At 60.8% G+C, this 18542-nt stretch carries 11 protein-coding genes; 6 read left to right on the plus strand and 5 right to left on the minus strand.

All coding sequences use genetic code 11. From position 1 onward, the window contains the following. The first annotated feature begins 8 nt into the window (after positions 1-8). Positions 9-1310 (plus strand): DUF1254 domain-containing protein, encoded by a 1302-nt coding sequence (locus FHX76_RS03950; protein WP_167148121.1) that lies wholly within the window; start codon positions 9-11, stop codon positions 1308-1310. Positions 1311-1374: 64 nt separating this feature from the next. On the opposite strand, the gene FHX76_RS03955 is transcribed toward FHX76_RS03950, so the two are convergent. Continuing rightward, positions 1375-3426: a lamin tail domain-containing protein gene (locus tag FHX76_RS03955; RefSeq protein WP_167148123.1), complete on the minus strand. Its 2052-nt coding sequence runs from the start codon at positions 3424-3426 to the stop codon at positions 1375-1377. 151 nt (positions 3427-3577) lie between these two features. On the opposite strand from FHX76_RS03955, the gene FHX76_RS03960 reads away from it, so the two are divergent. From FHX76_RS03960 to FHX76_RS03975, 4 genes are all read left to right on the plus strand, one after another. Beyond that, positions 3578-4609 carry a nitronate monooxygenase gene (locus FHX76_RS03960; RefSeq protein ID WP_167148125.1) on the plus strand — a complete coding sequence of 344 codons (1032 nt, stop codon included), beginning with the start codon at positions 3578-3580 and terminating at the stop codon, positions 4607-4609. Positions 4610-4965: 356 nt separating this feature from the next. Continuing rightward, entirely contained in the window at positions 4966-5199 is a 234-nt protein-coding gene (locus FHX76_RS03965) for a hypothetical protein (RefSeq protein WP_167148127.1), read from the plus strand. Continuing rightward, complete coding sequence (locus FHX76_RS03970; protein ID WP_167148129.1) at positions 5196-5810, plus strand: hypothetical protein; 615 nt, start codon at positions 5196-5198, stop codon at positions 5808-5810. Before FHX76_RS03965 ends, FHX76_RS03970 begins: the two co-directional genes overlap by 4 nt. A gap of 86 nt (positions 5811-5896) precedes the next feature. Further along, positions 5897-7516 carry a leucine-rich repeat domain-containing protein gene (locus tag FHX76_RS03975; RefSeq protein ID WP_167148131.1) on the plus strand — a complete coding sequence of 540 codons (1620 nt, stop codon included), beginning with the start codon at positions 5897-5899 and terminating at the stop codon, positions 7514-7516. A gap of 109 nt (positions 7517-7625) precedes the next feature. Here the strand turns inward: FHX76_RS03975 and FHX76_RS03980 are convergent, their stop codons facing one another. The 4 genes from FHX76_RS03980 to FHX76_RS03995 all read right to left on the minus strand — a co-directional run bounded on the left by FHX76_RS03980 (position 7626) and on the right by FHX76_RS03995 (position 17225). Beyond that, positions 7626-8561 carry an aldo/keto reductase gene (locus tag FHX76_RS03980; RefSeq protein ID WP_167148133.1) on the minus strand — a complete coding sequence of 312 codons (936 nt, stop codon included), beginning with the start codon at positions 8559-8561 and terminating at the stop codon, positions 7626-7628. A gap of 119 nt (positions 8562-8680) precedes the next feature. Continuing rightward, the gene (locus FHX76_RS03985; protein WP_167146238.1) at positions 8681-10279 is read right to left on the minus strand and encodes a leucine-rich repeat domain-containing protein; all 1599 of its coding nucleotides are present in this window, start codon (positions 10277-10279) and stop codon (positions 8681-8683) included. A 168-nt stretch (positions 10280-10447) separates the two neighbouring features. After that, positions 10448-15178 (minus strand): DUF11 domain-containing protein, encoded by a 4731-nt coding sequence (locus tag FHX76_RS03990; RefSeq protein WP_167148135.1) that lies wholly within the window; start codon positions 15176-15178, stop codon positions 10448-10450. Positions 15179-15407: 229 nt separating this feature from the next. Continuing rightward, on the minus strand, positions 15408-17225 hold the full coding sequence (locus tag FHX76_RS03995; protein ID WP_167148137.1) for a hypothetical protein: 1818 nt from the start codon (positions 17223-17225) through the stop codon (positions 15408-15410). Positions 17226-17584: 359 nt separating this feature from the next. Between FHX76_RS03995 and FHX76_RS04000 the strand changes: the two genes are divergently transcribed. Continuing rightward, a complete protein-coding gene (locus FHX76_RS04000; protein ID WP_167148139.1) occupies positions 17585-18535 on the plus strand; it encodes a DUF1214 domain-containing protein in 951 nt (316 codons plus the stop codon). Positions 18536-18542 lie beyond the last annotated feature (7 nt).

Below are 18542 nucleotides of genomic sequence, written 5' to 3' on the forward strand. Positions count from 1 at the left end.
CCAAACAGATGCCAGACAGCGCGACAGCCGTAGCGGCCTACACCTATTACTACCCACTCGTTGAAAACCTGCGGCAGGTGAACCGTTACGTCACAACCGGCGTAGGCTCCAATCCCGCCACCCCTTTCAACACATTCTCGCACGCCCGCAACCTTGCCGGCCCGCAGGACACCTTCGTCACCATCAACAACGACACCGTGTACTCGATGGCACAGCTGGATCTCTCGGGCGGCCCGCTCCGCCTGACGGTACCTGCGACGGGCGACCGCTACTACGTACTCCAGTTTGTGGATGCCTGGACCAACAACATTGCCTATATTGGCACGCGCGCGACGGGCAATACCTCGGGCTCGTTCCTCATCGTCCCGCCGGGGTGGACAGGAACGGCAGCCGAGCCAATCGTCCAGGCCTCCACCAATGTTGTGTCCATCGTTGGGCGCTTCGCGTGCACCGGCCCGGACGATATCCCCGCGGTCACCGCGGTGCAAGACGCCACCACCATCACGCCGCTTCATCCGGAGAACGCGCTCGCCGGCATCCCGTCCCCGCCGGAGCAGGCCGATGACGCACAGCAGTTTTGGGCTGAGGCTCAGGCCTGGTCTGCGGCCTTCCCAGCCCCACAGGAAGAACAAGAACTCGTCGACTCGTTTACCTCGTTCTGGTCAGCCACCAGCGACACCGATGCCCGCCGAGCTGGGTATGCCGAGGGAATTGCCCAGCTTGAGGAAGCGACCAAACACGGCAATTCTCCCGTCTATAACGGGTGGACCGTCGGGCTCCACCTCTTCGACTACAACCTCTACAACCTTGGGCTCGGCACCATCGATGAGCCACGCTGGCGAAACGAGAACCAGGAGCAACGCATTCTCGACCGGGCCATCGCCTGCCGCCTCGGCCTCTGGGGCAATCACGCGTATGAGGCCGTCTACGCCCAAGCGTTCACCGATATCGAACAGAATCCACTAGTCGGGGCGAACACCTACAGCATGACGTTCGATTCCGAGCCTCCCGTTGGCGCCTTCTGGTCGATCACGCTCTACGACATCCCCCGCTACTACCTGGTTGACAATCCCATTGACCGCTACTCAATCGGCGATAGGACCGCAGGTATCAAGTATTCGGACGACAGATCGCTGCGCATTGTGATCTCACACGCCCAGCCGATAGACCCAATCGATCTCGCAAACTGGCTCCCTGCACCCGACGCGGCGTTTCGGCTCGTGTTCCGGCTGTACGTGCCCGGCGAGTCAATTCTCGACGGGACCTATGAGTATCCTCAGGTGCTGAAGGCGAGTAGCGAGGGTCAATAGCCCAAATACGACAACATGCGCCGCCGCTCCAACATTTGGAGCGGCGGCGCATGTGTGCGGCGGCCTAACTTGCGCTGGCCCTGCGACGCAAACGTGTCGTGGCCAAGACGGTAGCGCCAAGCAAGAAGGCAGCGATCCCTCCTGCGATAGCGGCGAACTCCGACTCGGCCCCTGTCACGGCAAGGCCGCCGTTTCCTGCGGCAGCACCGACTCCCGTGACGGGAACAGTTGCAACGGGCACGGCGGGCACCGAGTCAACAGCTGCTGCAACGGAGAGCGGCGCCCAGCCAAGCAGGCGGCCCTCTGCGTCCGTCACCGCGAGGCGATGCTGGCCGATAACGGTCGCAAGCGGGATCGTGACCGAGAATTCACCGGCAGCGCTTGCCGTCGCGCTTCCTAGCGGGGTTGGGGTGGAGAACAGGATGGCCGAAACGGTTGTGTTTGCCAGCTCGGCTCCAACCCCAACCGTCATAACCTCACCAGGTCGAACGGATGCCGGAACCGTCACCGTTCCTCGCGTTGCGTCGGTCAGGTCTGCCTCTGAAACTGGTTCAACACCGGGATTCGGCGTTGGCTCGGTCACGGTCGTGACGCAACGAATGAGGCCTTCACGCAGCGAGTGGGAGTCGGTTCCATTGTCGTCAGACCAGAAAGCCGACTTCATCCCGTTGACACACGAGGCCTCTGTGGCAAGGGTAAACCCTTCGTTGTTCACGTTTGGCATGTTGGCAGGTCGCTCGTAGAGTGCGGTGATGTTGAACGCCCCATCGGCACCAACGGCAAGCGTGGCAATTTGACCATCACAGGTGTCGTCACAGACGGCAAAGAGCGAGTTGCTCTCTGCCTCGTATTCGAGGTCCATGATGCCGGGGAATCCGCTCGAAATCGTGGCAAGTAGCGCGAACGTTCCATCGGTATTCAGCGCGAAGGCATACACGTTGCCGTTGGCTTCAATCCCAACAAAGAAGAGCCCGTCGCCGTGGCCCGCGTAGCGTGCTGGGTCGTATGCTGTGCCGGTCGACTGGTCGATAAACCCGGCCGAGACGAGGGCTGCATCGGGAATCCACTCGATAGCCTCAAGCCCAGAGTTTGGCGCAACAACGGGAAGCGCGCTCGCGAGGTTCCATTCCTGGGCCGCGGCGAGGGATGTGCCAGCGGCGCTCGGTGCGTAGCGCAGCACCGAGGGCCGGCTGACCTTACTCTGCGAGTTGTTTCGCTCACTCGAGACGTAGATGCTCGCACCAACGGCGACAACACCCTCTGCGTCAACGTCGCCCGTGCCATCCTGGTAGTGCAGGGTCTTGCCCGCTGCCCATCCATCAGCAGCGACCGGGTTCCAGTTGTCTCCGTCTGCACGCAACTGGTACAGGGTACCGGGGCCGTTCTTCACAGCCCAGATCGTGTCGCCGCCAGAGGCAAGAGGTGATCCGGCGCCAACAATGTCGAGGCCGCTGAGATTGTCTCCGTAGAATCCGGCCTCGTCAACCGTTCGAACGGAGGCCGCGCCGGGCCAGGCCACCGCGCCAACGCCTGGCTGCGGCGTTGGGTCCGGCGTTGGGTCGGGCGTCGTGCCTGGGGTACCGGGGGTGGATGTGGAACACGCATTTGCCGCGCCCTTGGTCACCGCAGTGGTGAGCCCGAACTCCCCTGTCCCATCTGGGCAGCGGCCAAACAGGCTTGCGTGCGCGGTCCAGGTCACGCTGTCGATGAGCGTCACACCGTCAGGCGCGAAGAGGCGCGCGGCGTCGTCCTTGCCAAGCCCAAAAGCGGCCTCGGTGTCGATCGCCAAGAATTGCCCGGCGGAGAGGGTCGTGCCTGCCGAGAGGACAAGCTGATGGTCATCCTCACTGTCCTTCAGCACATAGCCGGCGAGATCAACGGTTTCCGGGCCGATGTTCGTCAGCTCGACCCAGTCCCCTGGAACGCCTCCGGTTGAGACAACCTCGTTGATCCGGATACTCGAGGCAGCTGCAGCAGTGGTCTCAGCTCCTGCGGGTGCGGCGATCAACGCTGGCAACACAATGAGGGAAAGCGCAACGGTGGCGACTGGTGCAGCAACACGTGCTCGAATGAAACGTGGCGCGGTAGACAGAGTTCCGCGTCTGGCGTATGGCATTAAATCTTCTTTCCGTGAGAAAGGCTGAAGGCCGGTTTGGCCCGCTCTAGGCTCTCCAAGCCAGGTGTCTGGTCGGTGAATGAGTCGTGAATCCGAAGGGTCAGCATCATTGCCGGTGGGTTCTTCCTCCTCGTCGGTAGACTCTGAACCTATGAACCCGCTGCTCGATTCTCTCGGCATCACCAACCCCGTTCTTGCGGCTCCTATGGCCGGTGGCGCGACGACACCCGAGCTGGTCATCTCCGCGGGTGAGGCAGGCAGCCTCGGATTCCTTGCGTCCGGTTACACACCTGCGGATGCGCTCGCCGCGCGAATGGCGGCCGTGCGTGACTCTGGCGTCGCGTTTGGCGTCAACCTGTTCGCGCCGAATCCGGTTCCGATCTCCGCGGGCGAGTTTGCCAGCTACGCTCGCCGCCTCCAGGCCGACGCGGATGTGTTCGGCCTTGACCTCAGCACCTCAAGCCCGCTCGACGACGATGACGACTGGCAGAACAAACTTGATGTTCTGCTCAGCGACCCTGTCCCCGCTGTGAGCTTCACGTTCGGCATCCCCTCGACCGAGGTTATTGCGGCCCTCAAACGGGCCGGCAGCCGGATAATCCAGACCATCACGAGCGTTGACGAGGCGAAGCAGGCCGCCGAGGCAGGGGTGGATGCGCTTGTTGTTCAGTCCTGGGAGGCCGGCGGACACTCCGGCACGCTCACGCCGAATCTACTCCCCCTGCCTATTCCACTCGCTGACCTCGTCGCTTCCGTTTCCCAGGCTGTGACGATCCCTCTGATTGCGGCCGGCGGCATCAGCTCCGCTGGGGACGTCGCTGTCGCCCTTCGCTCCGGTGCGAGCGCTGTGTCCGTCGGCACGGCGCTGTTGCGGGCCAACGAAAGCGGCGCATCGAGCGCCCACCGCGCGGCCCTCGCGGACCCGGCGTTCGCGGGGACCGCAATTACCCGCGCGTTCACCGGCCGACCGGCTCGCGGGCTCTACAACGGCTTTATGATCGCCCACAGCGACGAGGCGCCGCTTGGCTATCCTGCCGTTCACCACCTCACCTCGCCGTTGCGTAAGGCAGCGGCTGCCGCGGGAGACACGCAGCGCATGCACCTCTGGGCCGGCACCGGATTTGCGTCAGCGGAGGCCGGCCCGGTGGAGGACATCCTGAACGGGCTGGCCGCCGGAGCGTAGTCACGTCCGCGACCTCGTCGGGCGAAGCTGTACACACGCACCAGCAGGAGTTGGCAGGCAAAGACGCCAAGCAACACGACACAGACAATTCTCATGATGGGAGGGATCGCGTCGATGCCAAGGTAGCCAAGCGGATCCCAGCTGGCGATGCCGCGCACGACTGCGGAATATTCAGAGCAGTCCGTTCAGGTATCGCGCTGCCCGATTCGACGCGATCTGGGCAAAAGCGCATTCGAGGATCATCAGGTGCTTGCAGACGGGCTGGATACTCAGGCAATACTCACGCGGCGGACAACACAGACCTCAATGTCAACGAAAAGTTGACAAGACGATCTTGTCAATATAAAGTTGACAACATGAACAACACACCATCCCCCCGAACCCCAGCCCTGGCCGTCGCCCGCACCCTCTTCTTTACCGTGTGCGCAGCATTCATCATCGCCGTCGTCTCCGTCCTCCTCGCAGAAGGCCCCGGCGGGCTCAACAGCATTGCCCTCCCCTTTATGTCGGCAATCGTCATCGCCTCGATCGGCTGGGCCGCCGCCAAAAAGCAGGCAAGCTCAGCGGGCAACTCGAAGAAGGAATCATGACCCAAGCATCCGGCAACAAAGCGCCTGCGGAGTTGCTCGACGCGACCGAAATAAGCTCAATCCGGGATACGGTCGCCCGCGCAGTCCTTGATTCCTCATCAACCCTGCGCGCCGAGCTCGAAGCCAGCGACGAGGCCTACCTCAAACTCGTTGCGGCAAGCAAAATCGCGGCCGACGAAGCGGCGAACATCCTGCAAGAATCCATCACGGGCGCCCGTTCAGCCGGCCACAGCTGGGATACCATCGGCGCCATCCTTGGCATCAGCCGCCAGGGAGCACAGCAGCGATTCAACTCCCCCAGCGCAACGTCATCCTCGGTCAAGACAAACGTTGCACCCGGCAGAAAGATCCTCAGCCCGCTCACGGCCTTCAACGAGATGGCCGCCCTCGAACGCGAAGGGAAACTCGGCTGGCATTCCGTTGACTACGGCACGCTGTACCACCTGGTCGAGGCATCCCCAATGCAGTGGGAGCATAAGCGATTGCCGTGGACGCCGGGGCAATCGGCGCGAAAGCGCATGGAGGCAGACGGCTGGGTTCAGATTCGCGAAGAAGGCTTCCCCTGGGCCTACTTTAAGCGGCAGCTCGACCTGCCAGCACTATCCGGATAGGTATTCGTAAGCCGAGGCTTCTTCATGAGTCGTAACTGTATGAGGCAATCCCTTTGGGTTGCTCATTATCACAACAGAAAGTACTCATGAAGAAGCAAAGTCTCAGCATTATGTCAATGGTCCTTGCCGGAACGGTTGCGATGGGCGGTATCTCAGCCACGATGCTCACGGTGGATACCTCAGCCGCCGAGGCAGCGCCCTCCGACGTTGTCAGTATCCCGGATGCCGCGCTCGCGGACGCAATCAACGCGTCGCTGAAGCACGCGGCCGGCACCCCGATCACCGAAGCCGACATGGACACACTCGGCTATTTTGAGGCCTCGGATTCCGGCATTACCAATTTGACCGGCCTCGAATACGCGCACAACATGTACTACGCCAAATTCACCAGGAATGCCATCAGCGATATTTCGCCGCTCGCCAATTCCACGGCACTCACCCGCCTGTACCTGGACTCCAATAATCTGACCGACCTCTCGGCATTGGCCCAGCTCACCGGTCTCACCACGCTCACATTCGATTCAAACGCGATCGACGACGTGACTCCCTTGAGCAACCTCAGCAACCTCACCTGGCTGAGCTTTCACAACAACAACATCGCCGATGTGGCTCCGCTCGCTGGCCTGACCAACGTTGAGACGATGATTGGATCCGTCAACCAGATTGAAGACCTCACGCCGCTTTCCGGGCTGAGCGGACTTCGAGATCTGCGCCTCGGCGACAATAACATCTCAGATGTTTCGCCTCTCGCGGCCCTCAACGATCTCTCGATTCTGCGCATCGCAAGTAACGACATCGTTGACCTCAGCCCCTTTGCCGGACTCAGCAACCTGAGCATCCTGACGCTGAGCTACAACCAAATCGTCGATGTGTCACCCCTTTCCGGGCTCACCGGACTGTCAGAGCTCTACCTGACGAGCAACCACATTGCGGACCTCACCCCACTCGCGAACGTGACAGTCACCGCCGCTCGGTCACAGACGCTGGCCGGCCCAGAACTCTACGTTCCGGCACGGACAACGAGCTACACCCGTTCAACGCCTACCGGGCTCATCAGCCTGCCGTATTCGCTCGCCCCAGAAATTAACGCTGGCGCGCTCGGCGATGCCGCATCAGCTACCTGGAGCAATATCGATACCGCGGCTACGCAGCTCACGCTCGATGCTGCGAGCACGGATGCCCGCGTTGGCGAGTACTCCGCAACCATCACGTATCCGCTCGTCCGCGCCGACTACACCAACACCGCGCCCCTCAACGCAACGGTTGGCACCCCCTACGCCTTCGATTTCACCGTTACCCCCGGGTATAACGCGGTTTCGTTTGCGCTGACAAATGCGGGCGTAGACGGCCTGAACCTCGACGCCGCGACGGGCACCCTTTCGGGCACCCCAACAACCGCCGGTGATTACACCGTTGCGATCGATGCGATTGATGCCGACGGCAACGCGATCTCGTACGAGTGGCCCATTCAGGTGACGGATACCGCTGTACTTCCCGAGGCGCCAAACACCGAAACGCCTGAGGCACAAGCGCCACAGTCGTCAACAGACCAGTCGCCAACGGACCAGCCGTCAACCGACCAATCGGCCAGCGCCAACGGTTCGCTCGCAACGACTGGTACCGAACGTTCCGTCGCGTTATTCGCAGCCGCGGGTCTGCTCCTCCTCGCGGGGGCTGCCGCGCTGCGCCGACGCCGCAACGCCTAAATAACTGAAAGGCTCAGGGGGTGCACGCAGACACCCTCCCTGAGCCTTTCTCGCGTTAACCCACCATCAGCCGCCGCAGCAAATCTGAGGGGTTGGCGCGTCTCGCCCGCTAGGGAACCAGGTGCCCGGCGGCGCGAAACAGCTCGTACCACTCGGCACGGGTCAGCGGCAGGTCAGAGCCCAGCGCGGCGCCTGCCACTCGGTCGGGACTCGTCGTCCCAAGAACAACCTGGATGTTTGCGGGGTGCCTGGTGATCCACGCCGTCGCAATCGCGATGGGAGGAACCCCGTAGCGTGCCGCCAAGCGATCAATAACCGCGTTGAGTTCTGGGTAATCGGGCGAGCCGAGGAAGACCCCATTGAAGAATCCGGCCTGGAACGGCGACCACGCCTGGATCGTGATGTCGTTGAGCCGGCAATAGTCAACGATGCCGCCGCCGTCAAGCGTGGCCGACTGCTGCTCGGCCAACATGTTGGTTGAGACTCCCTGGGCCACAATCGGCGAGTGGGTAATCGACAGCTGCAGCTGGTTGGCGACGATGGGCTGACGAACATACTTCTTGAGCAGGTCAATCTGTCGTGGGGTGTGGTTCGATACGCCAAACGCACGGACCTTGCCGGAGGCCTCCAGCTCGTCAAACGCCTTCGCAACCTCCTCTGGCTCAACGAGCGCGTCGGGACGGTGCAGCAGCAGGATGTCGATGCGGTCGGTCTGCAGCGCGGCTAGCGAGCCCTCGACCGACGTCATGATGTGCTCATACGAGAAGTCAAAATACGGCCCGTCGGTGACAATGCCGGCCTTCGTCTGAATCGTCAGCTCGTCGCGCTGCGACGGGGTGAGCTGCATGGCCTCGGCAAATCGGCGCTCGCAGCTGTGCAGGTCTGGGCCGTAGATGTCGGCGTGATCAACGAAGTCGATACCGGCATCCCGCGCCGTATGAATCAGCTCGCGAACCTCGTCGTCGGTTTTCTCGGCGATACGCATGAGTCCGAGCACCACATTGGGGGCGGAAATATCGGTTTGCGGCAGGGTGAAGTGCTTCACGGTGTTGGCCTTTCAACGGAACAATCGGCGGCACGGCAACGTGCTCATGGTCGAGGCATCGCCGAGCGTCATCGGCTGCGAGTCAAGCCTAAGGGTCTGTTCGGAGAAACGCGACGGATTTACGCTGGCTCGGCGGCATTCCGGCCACGCAGCATGAGCACGCAACCGAGCATGACCATACCGAGCATCCCGCCTCCGACCCACAGCAGATCTGGCGCTCCCGTGGTAGCGAGGATCGCTGGCGGTACCGCACCCCCATCGACTCCGGTCGTTGCTTTGCCCGATGGGGTTGCCCCAGGAGCGACTGCCGCAGGCGGCGTGGCCGGCTTATTACCCGGCGGCGTCACCGGCGGAACAACTGGTGGAACAACCGGCGGAATAATGGGAGGGACGACCGCTTGCGCCGTCACGGTGAGCGTTGCGGCGGCGCTCGTTGCGGCGCCTTCCGTGTTGGTCAGCGTCACTCGATACTGGTTGCCGTGCTGCGCAAGGACCACGTCATCAAGCTGAAGGGTGAGGTTAACAGCCAGGGGCAGATCGGTCCACGAGACACCAGCGTCGCGACTCTCTTGCCAGCGGACGGTCATCGGGAGGTCGCCGTCAGCCTCGACGGAAAAGCGTGCGCTCTCCCCCTCGATGACCGACTGATCAGCGGGGTTCAGCGTCACGGTCGGAGCGACGCCGACGGGGAGGGCAGCAACCGAGTTCTGCGTGATTGTGCCGGTAAATCCGGTCCAGGTGGTTCCAGGATCGGAATCCCACGTCAGCGTGTGTGGCCCCTCCGTCGCATACGACCACGAGCTCGTAGCGGAGTCATAGTTGGCCGTCGTCGAGGTCGGAACCACCACAGAACCATCCTGTTCGCGGATGACGTTGTGCTGCGACCGCCCAAGCGGGAGATCAGGCAAACTGACGGTTTGATTTCTCACGGAGACGTTTGTCTGCGACTGGTTCAACGTGATAAGCGACGAGAGGTCGACAATATGGTTTCCGTCAAAATACCCTCGAATCAGGGTTGGATGCAGCGTGGCGACAGGCGAAATATCCGACACGTTGCTGTTGTGCATGGTGATGAATTTCAGCTTCGTCTTGTCTGCAAGCGGGCTCAGGTCTGAGATCCCGGTGTTCGCGGCGCTCACATCGACCAGGTTGGGCAGCCCCCTGAGTGCCTCGAACGAGTCAAGCGGGTTCACGCTCGCGTTGAGAAACTCGAGCGATTCGAGCCCGCTCAGCGGCGAAAGGTCGCTGATCGAGTTGCGAAAGAGGTTGAGTGACTTCAATTGGGTAAAACCGCGGAGCGCCTCAATGTTCAACAGGTTGCCGTAGCTCACGTCGAGTACCTCAAGATTCACCAGGTTCGCGATGGGGCTGAGGTCACCAAGCTGCGAGCCTTCGAGGTCGAGGTCGACCAAGTAAGACAGCTGTTCTAGCGGGCCAAAATCGTCAATCGTACCGTAGGCAACACCAACATGGGTGAGATTCACAAACTGCTCAAGACCCGAAAGGTTGGTCACCCCACCGGTACACCACATCTCGTCCATTCCGGCGGCCTCAACCTGCGAGATGGGGGCGGTTGGTGATTTGCCAAGCTGCCCAGCGATGCACTCTCGCAACCGGGCATCAGGGATGACAACATCGGCGGCAAATGACGGCTGGGCAATGAGGAGTGAGCCAGCGGCCAAGAGTCCGGCCATCGCAATACTGAGACGTTTTTTCATGGGGTCACCGTGTTTCGTAGGGGGCGGTGGAATCCTGGGCCGTGAACACACAAGCCCATACCGTCGATACAAACAACTATCAACACCCATAACATTCTCATGTTTTGTAATGAAAGAACAATTCGCCGAAGCCGCTTGCCTCACTCCTCAGTCACGCGGTGCGTACGATCAGAGCCCGCGCGATCGATTTCGCCTCGACCCAAACACCAGCGCTGCTCCCGCCAGAAGAAGGGCAACAACTCCCCACCAGGCCACAAAGGATTCTGCTGCTCCCGTAATGGCAAGCCCAGAACCGGAGCCCCCCGCACCTGGCCCAGGGGGCGACGTTGGTGGAACGGTCGGAGGAACATCAGTTGTTACCTCGGTCTCCGCGCAGTTTGGCGTTGCCACGGCCGCAACCAACGCCGCACGGTCTGCTGGAGAAATCTCCGGATCAAACCAACCCTCAGGAAGCGACGTGGCCGCACAGTTTGTGACCGCCTTGCCGGCAAGGGATGCGTCGACAGTGCCGGAAACCGTCACCGTGCGGCTCGCGCCAACGGCAAGCCCGTCAAAGCGCCAGGTCACAACCTGGCCGTTCACCTCTGCGTCGTCCGAAGCAGAATCAAGCGTGATTCCCGCTGGCAGCTCGTCCGAAATAACAAACGCTCCAGCGTCTATGTCCCCCGTGTTCTCAACGCGGATACTCCACGTCACGAGCCCGCCTGCCTCGACCTGCGCCGCGCCTGTTTTTGTGACGCTCAGCGTTCCTGCCGGAGCAGAGTCGCAGTCGGATGCCGTGACCGCAGGATCGGTATCCAACAAGGCCGCAGCGTTCAAGAATCCTCCTGCTCCTCCCCCTGTTGCACACTCGCGCTGGTCGTCAGGAAGGCCACCAGGAGTCTGGACCGCAACCACAACCTGGTAGGTGTGGCTACTCGTCGCCTCAATCGGTGTGTCAACAGTCAACTCGGTGACGTCACGCCCATTCCAATTCTCGTTCACTTCGATATCGCCAGGAGTAACGTTTGAGGCGACCGCACTCGTAATCACAATCCCCGCACCAAAGCGAAGCTCATCGGCAAGCGAATACGTGCTTGGGTACGCAGTGTCGTTGCTCACCTCGATGTCGTACGTGAGCTCTCCAATTCCGTCAGGACCAACGGTGTTGCGTGTGAGCGTCTTCGTGAGCCCGATCGGAACGGCAACAACCGTAATCAGAGCATCATCATCATCGGTCGCTGACTGATCAAAGCGGTCAACGATGTTGGCCGTCGCGATATTTGTGATGGAGCCGAGGCCACTCGTCGCTGCGCGAAACAGGAGCGTCTCTGACTGGCCGGGAGCAACCGTACCAACGGCCCAATCGGGGTCGAATCCAGTGGTATCCCCAGCGCTCGCCTCAACGCTGCCGCTCACAAGTGACAACGACGTTGGCAGCACGTCAGAGACCGTGACCTCGCCGGGCTCTTCACCCGTGTTTGTCACCGTGAGCCGGTATACCGCTTCCCGACCGGTTGGGAGTTCGGCCGACTGGCCCCAGGCCGTCTCATCGTCAACCGCGCAGATCTCGGTGATGCAGACATCCTTCACGATTGAAACAGACGGCGCAACCACACGGATCGGCACGTCGGGTGAGTTCACAGGCAACTGCAGCACCTCTGGATTCACGCGGGCGACATACCGGTTGGTGTACTGGTTGCCCGTTGCGTTACCGGTAGGCGTGAGCACCAGATCCCAGCTTGCGGTTTCGTTTGGTGCAAGTACTCCCGACTGCGCGTAGTCACTCGCAAACCGAATGGCGGTGACGGATGCTGCCGTTGGGCAACCTGCGGTTCCCAGCTGAGCCAGCGTGCAGGCCCATACCCCCGTTCCCGGCGGTACGAACCAGGTGTCGGTCACGGCCCCAGGATCCAGCCGGCTATCGCCGATCCCATCTCGAGTATCAAGGTCAACCGGCGGCACATCCGTGACATACGCTGTCAGCCCCGTTGGCAGGTTTTCAACCGAGATCGCCGAAAAGTCACCGGCAAAGCCGGACGGCGGTGTGCGGCCATCACCCGAGAACGGGAGGATATCGATGACATCAAGGCTGTCGATGGGCACGGCCGTGGCATTGCGGATCGCGAGTGTCCAGCGCAGGTCCGTGTTGAGCGGCTCAACAGGCCGAACGGTGGATTTTGTGGCGAGCACGGTGGCAGCGGCGACAACAGAAATCGTGGCCGTTGCCGTTCGCTGGGCCGCCGTCGATGGGTCGTCTGGCGAGGTAATCGAAACGGTGTTCAGGTACGACTGGTTATTGGCCGCGTCGATGGGCACACGCACCTGATACGAGAGCTCAGGCAGCGGAGTCCCCGACGGCACGTCGCCAAAGTTCCAGCGAAGGCCATATGTTGTGTCTGGCGGCGACGTACTCCAGTCGCTGCCGTTACAAAGCGAGCAGAACTCAAGAACAACCCCGGGCGGAGCCGTCACGCTCAGCGGATTAATCGCAAGACGCGGAGCGGTCGTTGGCAGGATGTCGGTCACCACAACGTCCCGCATCGTTCCCGGTGCCGAGCCGATCAGCCCAGAGGCAGACGGCTTGAGCACAAACTCAGCGTCTTGTCCGGCAAGCACCTGCGACCCCGAACCTGGGATCGCCTCACGGACTTCCTTTGACACCCGAACCTCGCCGGGGACAAACAAGATACGGTCGCCCATCTGCGCGCCCGTGTGGTTCACGGGGTTGTAGGTATTCGCAGTGCTCCACGTGGGTGTTTCGCCGTACTTGAACTGCCCGAAGTTCGACAGGATGGTGCCGTCAGGATTCTGTGCGGGATCAAGCGTCGAGGTCGAATAGACCTCAAGATTGGTGTACAGGTAGAAGGCTGTCTGCGGGGCAAGGTCACGACTGAACGTGATTCGTACCCTGTCGATGGTGTCGCGGAAGCCGTTCGGCGTCAGACTCCCGCCAAGCGTTGCGCTTGTTGGCGAGGCCGACCAGACGGCATCGCCGTCGTCACATCGAGCCGCGCGCATACCGGCGAAGGTTGTCGGCTGGCTCGTCCCGGCGCCGTATTCGATCAGATACTGGCCTGGCAACACTGGATCAGCTCCTGCGCTCTGGCCAAAACTCGCTGGGTTCGTGTTGGCGCCAGACCCCTGCACGAGCCGCTGGGAGCTTCGGTCAAAGATATCGCACGTCCTTGCATTCAGCGCTGGCAGCACGGCAGGCGTAATGGCAACCCGGCTCGTGACCTTATACCCAAGACCGGCGCGCAAGTCCCCCGTCCAGAGGCCAGAGGCTCCGGGAGGCGTGCCGCCGCCGGCATAGGCGCGGTACTGCTTGCTCATGCCCATACCGGCGGTGAGGGTGAAGGACGTTGTGTTGTCGCATCGGTCGAGCGGGCGACCGAAGCAGGTCGTGAGCGCCTCACTGCCCGTTCCGTAGTTCGACTGACCGGTTGTATCGGTTGGATCAAACTGGCTCACCGTGTTGGTCAGTAGCAGGCTGTTATCGTCGCCAGTTCCGGGAATACCGTCGGCACCGTTCACCACGTCAGACTGCGGCAGCCACACGCGCATGATGCCCGTTGCCACGAAGAGATAGTTGGCCCCCAGAGTTCCACCCTGCGCGTTTGTGGTTGGGAACGACGATGCCGAGGTATCCATGCCGGTAAACGTCATATCAAACCCTTGCCCGTTTGCGGCACAGGAAATGGTTCCGCTGTTTGGGACGGAGTTGGTGGCCGTTGAGCTGCCGGTGATACCAATTCGCGAGGCGGGAACGCCCCCGATATCGCCACCGTTGATGTACCCACAGCCGCTACCGGCCCAGTCGTAGAGCCGAGCGCCACGGCTGTACTGCGTCAGGTCGTCATGAAACGTGACCGTGTTGCTCAGCTGAGACATTCCTTTGATGCCCTGTTGGGGCCCAAATCGGGTTGGATGGGCAACGGTGATTCCTACGGGGTATGAGTTCATGATGCCTGGCTCGCCGTTTGGCCCGTTGACGTTTGCCGTCGCCGCTCGACCGAGTTTGCGGAGGTCGTAAAACGGCGCGGCCGAAACGGTAGTGCTCACTTCGTTGGAGAGGATGGGAGCATCGCCACTCGCATCCGAAATCATAAATCTCACGGGAAGGGCTGTACCCTGACCAGGCTGGGTGGATACTTTGAGCCGTGGCAGAATCGAGTCGCTCACCGAATCTGGTTGGGAAACCAACTGGCAAACCAGGAGTCTGCGGTCGCCGCCCGGCTGTCCGGTCACGCTGTCATAAATGCCAGAGGGATGAGGCGTGGTTCCAGGACCGACACACGTTGGCGGAACCGCTATCCACTGGGTGCCGGCCGGGGCCGTAGAGGTAATCACCGGCGTGATAACTGCCGCGTTGGTGTTGTACTCAAATTTGTACTGGATCTCGTCATTGGTACGAACGATGCCGTTATTTGCCGCTTGGTCGTTTCCAGGGTCGTTATTGGCGTCAAAGGTGTCGGTTCCGTCTGATTGGACGGTCGCCACGGCACCTTGAATGGAGAACGGTACGATCACACCAGGTTCGTCTGACGCCTCTGCGGGCGCAGCCTCGTCTGTGTTGTCGGGAGGAAGCTGCTGGAGCTGGCCGTCGGTTGCTGGCGCGGTCGGCTGCACGGTCGACTGCACGGTCGGTGCGTCGTCAGACGGCGCAGGTTCGTCGGTCGTGAGCTGCGACGGCGTTGTCGACTCTTCAGAAGGTGTTGGCTGTTCCGTTGGGGGTGTCTGCGTTTGGTCAACCACGGCATCCTGCCCCGTATCCTCAGCCGCCGCTGGGGCCCCTGGAATCATGGAGCCGGCAAGGATAACCGCGGCCAAGGCCGCCACCCCTCGCTGCCACGACTTGCCGCCGATTTTACGCAATTGACCGACGGAGCCGGTTCGTTGTTGACGAGCACGAATCATGATGTGTTCCCCCATTGTGAACGTTTCGTAATGCTGGTTGTACCTCCGCATACACCGGTGTATTACGGAGCCAATTGACTGATTACAATCGCCGTTTCGCTATGGTAGCACCGGCGTTTTGTAGAAAAATAGAGCCTTGCGCGTGATCGAATCCGGTGGGCGCACAGGCCGAAGCCTGATTCGAACACAAAGCCGCCAACACGATCAACGTGTTGGCGGCCTGTCTGTGTTAGCTGTTGAATGCGACCGACTTGCGGCGGTACATCATGGCTGCCGCGCCAATCAGCATGAGGCCGGTGCCGAGGGCAATCGCGATGGAGTCGTTTGCTCCGGTGTGTGCGAGTCCAGCAGGAGCCTTTGCCTCGCCACCGGTTGAACCGGTTGTTGGTTCGGGCGTTGCCGTCGGGTTCTCCGTGTTCGGAGTGGTTGGTGTGGTCGGCGTTGGCGTTGGGGTCGGCGTCACGATCGGAGGCACAACCGCAGCAACAACGTTTGTGCTGACCTCGTTGCCCTTGAGGTACCCAAGATCGGTGCCGAGGTAGTACGTGTTCGCAAACGTGTCGCCGTCGACGGCTGCGCTCGTGTCAACACCGGCGGAAACCGTCACGTGCTCGCCAACCAAAAGGTCGGCACAGTCGATGCGGAGCAGGTTGGTTGCCGCGGTAACGGTCGGAACGCACTTGCTGTTGGTCGAAACAAGCGTCTCGGCCTTCAGCGGGATCTGCGAGTCGACAGTGTCGCTCACCCAGAAGGTCGTGTTGTCCTTCGTCGCGGTGAAGTCGAAGCTGTAGGTCAGGGCTGCACCTGGCTCGATTTCGGTCTTGTCAACAGATTTCAGCGTGTCAACGGATGCTGCCGAAATGTTGTACGGCGTCTGCCACGTTCCGATTCGGCTCACGGTGCTGGCATCCTGCTGGTCCCACGTAACCGACGTCTCTCCGATAAATTCGGGGTAGCCAGTTGTGTTCGCCGGAATGGATTCAACCTTCTGGTTGTAAACCATGAACAGCTTGGAGTCGCGGGGCAGCGAAGCCACGTAGTACTCAACGTGCGTCTGCTGGGTTGTCGGGTCAACCGAAATACGAACCTCGTAGTCGTTCAGCGGATCGCCGTAGCTGCCACCGACCTCCGTGAACTTGTTCGACACGTACGTGAGGCCAGGGATGTTTGGGTAGTTTGGCTGGGTCAGGTCTACCTTCTGGATAGCAAACATGAGGCCAGAGGCAGTTGCAGCCATCACTGGCTTGTCTGCCTTGAACACGGTGTTTTCGAACGGCAGGGTTGCGTCAAAGCGCACGCCGGTTGGGTCGACGGTGTCGCTCATCATTGCCGCGTTGATGCTCGTGCGGATGATGTTCTGGTTGGCGTTCATCAGGTCGATCGTTCCGATTCCCTGCTTCTCGTTGTACGAGAGGGAAAGCGGAAGGCCTGCCTCGAGGGCGGCCGCAACTTCACCGCTTCCGGTCGCATACTTTCCGTTGTCAACGGAGGTGTTGATTACGGACGGCTTCGTTCCGGGAATCTTCACCGAGAGGTGCTTCGTGTCAACGGCGACACCGTCGTTCAGCACGGTCACCGGGAGATCAGCCATCACGACGTTGGCGGCAAGACGACTGGTTTCGAAGTACAGGGTCGAGGGGTATTCGTGCGCGCCTGCTGCGGGAACCGTTTGGTAGCTCACGCGGTAGAAGCTACCGTCCCAGGTGCTCTGGTCAGTGTCCGTGTCATAGGCGCGTCCGTCAAGAACGATCTGGAGGCTACCTGCGACCATGTTGTCTGCGCTGAGCTTGATTGAGTCAGGGTTGTAAACGAGTGGAGTTGGGATGTCGAAGGAGACAACCGATGACTTCTGGTCGCTCGCGCCGTAGGTGTAGGTCACGGCTACAGGCGATGAGCTCTTCAGTATCTGCGTTGGGTTGACCACAACGTTGTTCACGTAGGTGTCAGTGCTCGCAGGATCGGCCATGGCAAGGCCTGGCGCCCCAACGATCACCAAGGCGGCGGCGAGAGCACCGCCCCATGAAATTTTCTGAGTAAATCTAGACAAACTCGTTGCTTCCTAACTGGTTTTCCCGGAATAAACCGGTGTTTCCGCAGGGATACGTTCCCCAAACGCCAGTGGCGTTTTTTACAGGCATCCCCATTTGGCAGTTGAAGACAGCATTAGAGGTCATCGCTTACGCACAACATCAGAAGTTTTTGAGAAAGAACATTTTTGGGGTCCAACTGACCACGTGATGTGTCAGGGTGCCTACCATCCGCCTCAATCAGCGAGGCACCCGGCGGACGGTCAGCCCGCATCCCTGAACTCACCCAAAACGGGTGAATCTGCCGCCGTTGGCTACCCGGCATCATGGAGGCAGCGTCTTGCCGGTTTGTCGGCAGAAACACAACGGAAGGGCACTGATGTCAGAAAAAACAGTTGCGGTCAATGTCGATAATTTTGCTCGCGCAGAATCAGATCGCATGTTTGATTTTGTCTTGCACGACACGGGAGGGACTAACCGATGGGTCATCAACAGGCAACCAACGCCGCTGGACCATCAACCCATCATTCGCCAAAACCGTGACACGCTCTACAGCGCCAACATCGTTGACGCGTCACAGGGCCTCCGCCTCACACTGCCAGAGACCCACGGGCGATATGCCTCCGTCATGGTTGTGAATCAGGACCACTTCATCCCAAGGATCATTCACGAGGCCGGACAACACTCGCTTTCTGCTGAAGAGATCGGAACACCGTTTGCGCTTGTTGGAGTCAGGATACTTGTCGACCCGAATGACCCACTCGACATTGCGGCGGTGAATGAGCTGCAAGACCAGTTTGAGGTCGAGGCGGGGTCTGCGCTCCCCTTCACGCATCCGAGCTACGACACGGCCTCATTCGACAGCACCAGAAACCACCTCGTTGCGTTGTCTCTCGGCATCGGAGACTATCGCGGCGCATTTGGCAGCGCAGACGCCGTTGACCCCGTGCGACACCTGCTCGGCTCGGCATCTGGCTGGGGCGGCTTCCCCGAGAGCGAAGCGATGTATCTCAACGTTGACCCTGGGCTCCCTGCGGGCAGTTACGAGCTCACGGTCGGCGATGTTCCGGTTGATGCGTTCTGGTCGATTACCGTCTACAACGAGGCCGGCTACATGGAGCCAAACGATCGTGGCGTTGTGAGTGTCAACAGTGTCACGGCCGAACGGAATGCAGACGGCTCGGTGACCGTGCGCTTTGGTGACGGCGATCTGCCAAATACCATCCCGGTGCCCGAGCACTGGAACTACATGGTCCGCCTGTACCAGCCGAGGGCTGAGGCGGTTTCGCGTGACTGGGTCTTTCCGTCCCTAAGCGGCCGCTCGCAATAACGCAACA

The organism is Lysinibacter cavernae, from assembly GCF_011758565.1.
Classification (GTDB): Bacteria; Actinomycetota; Actinomycetes; order Actinomycetales; family Microbacteriaceae; genus Lysinibacter; species Lysinibacter cavernae.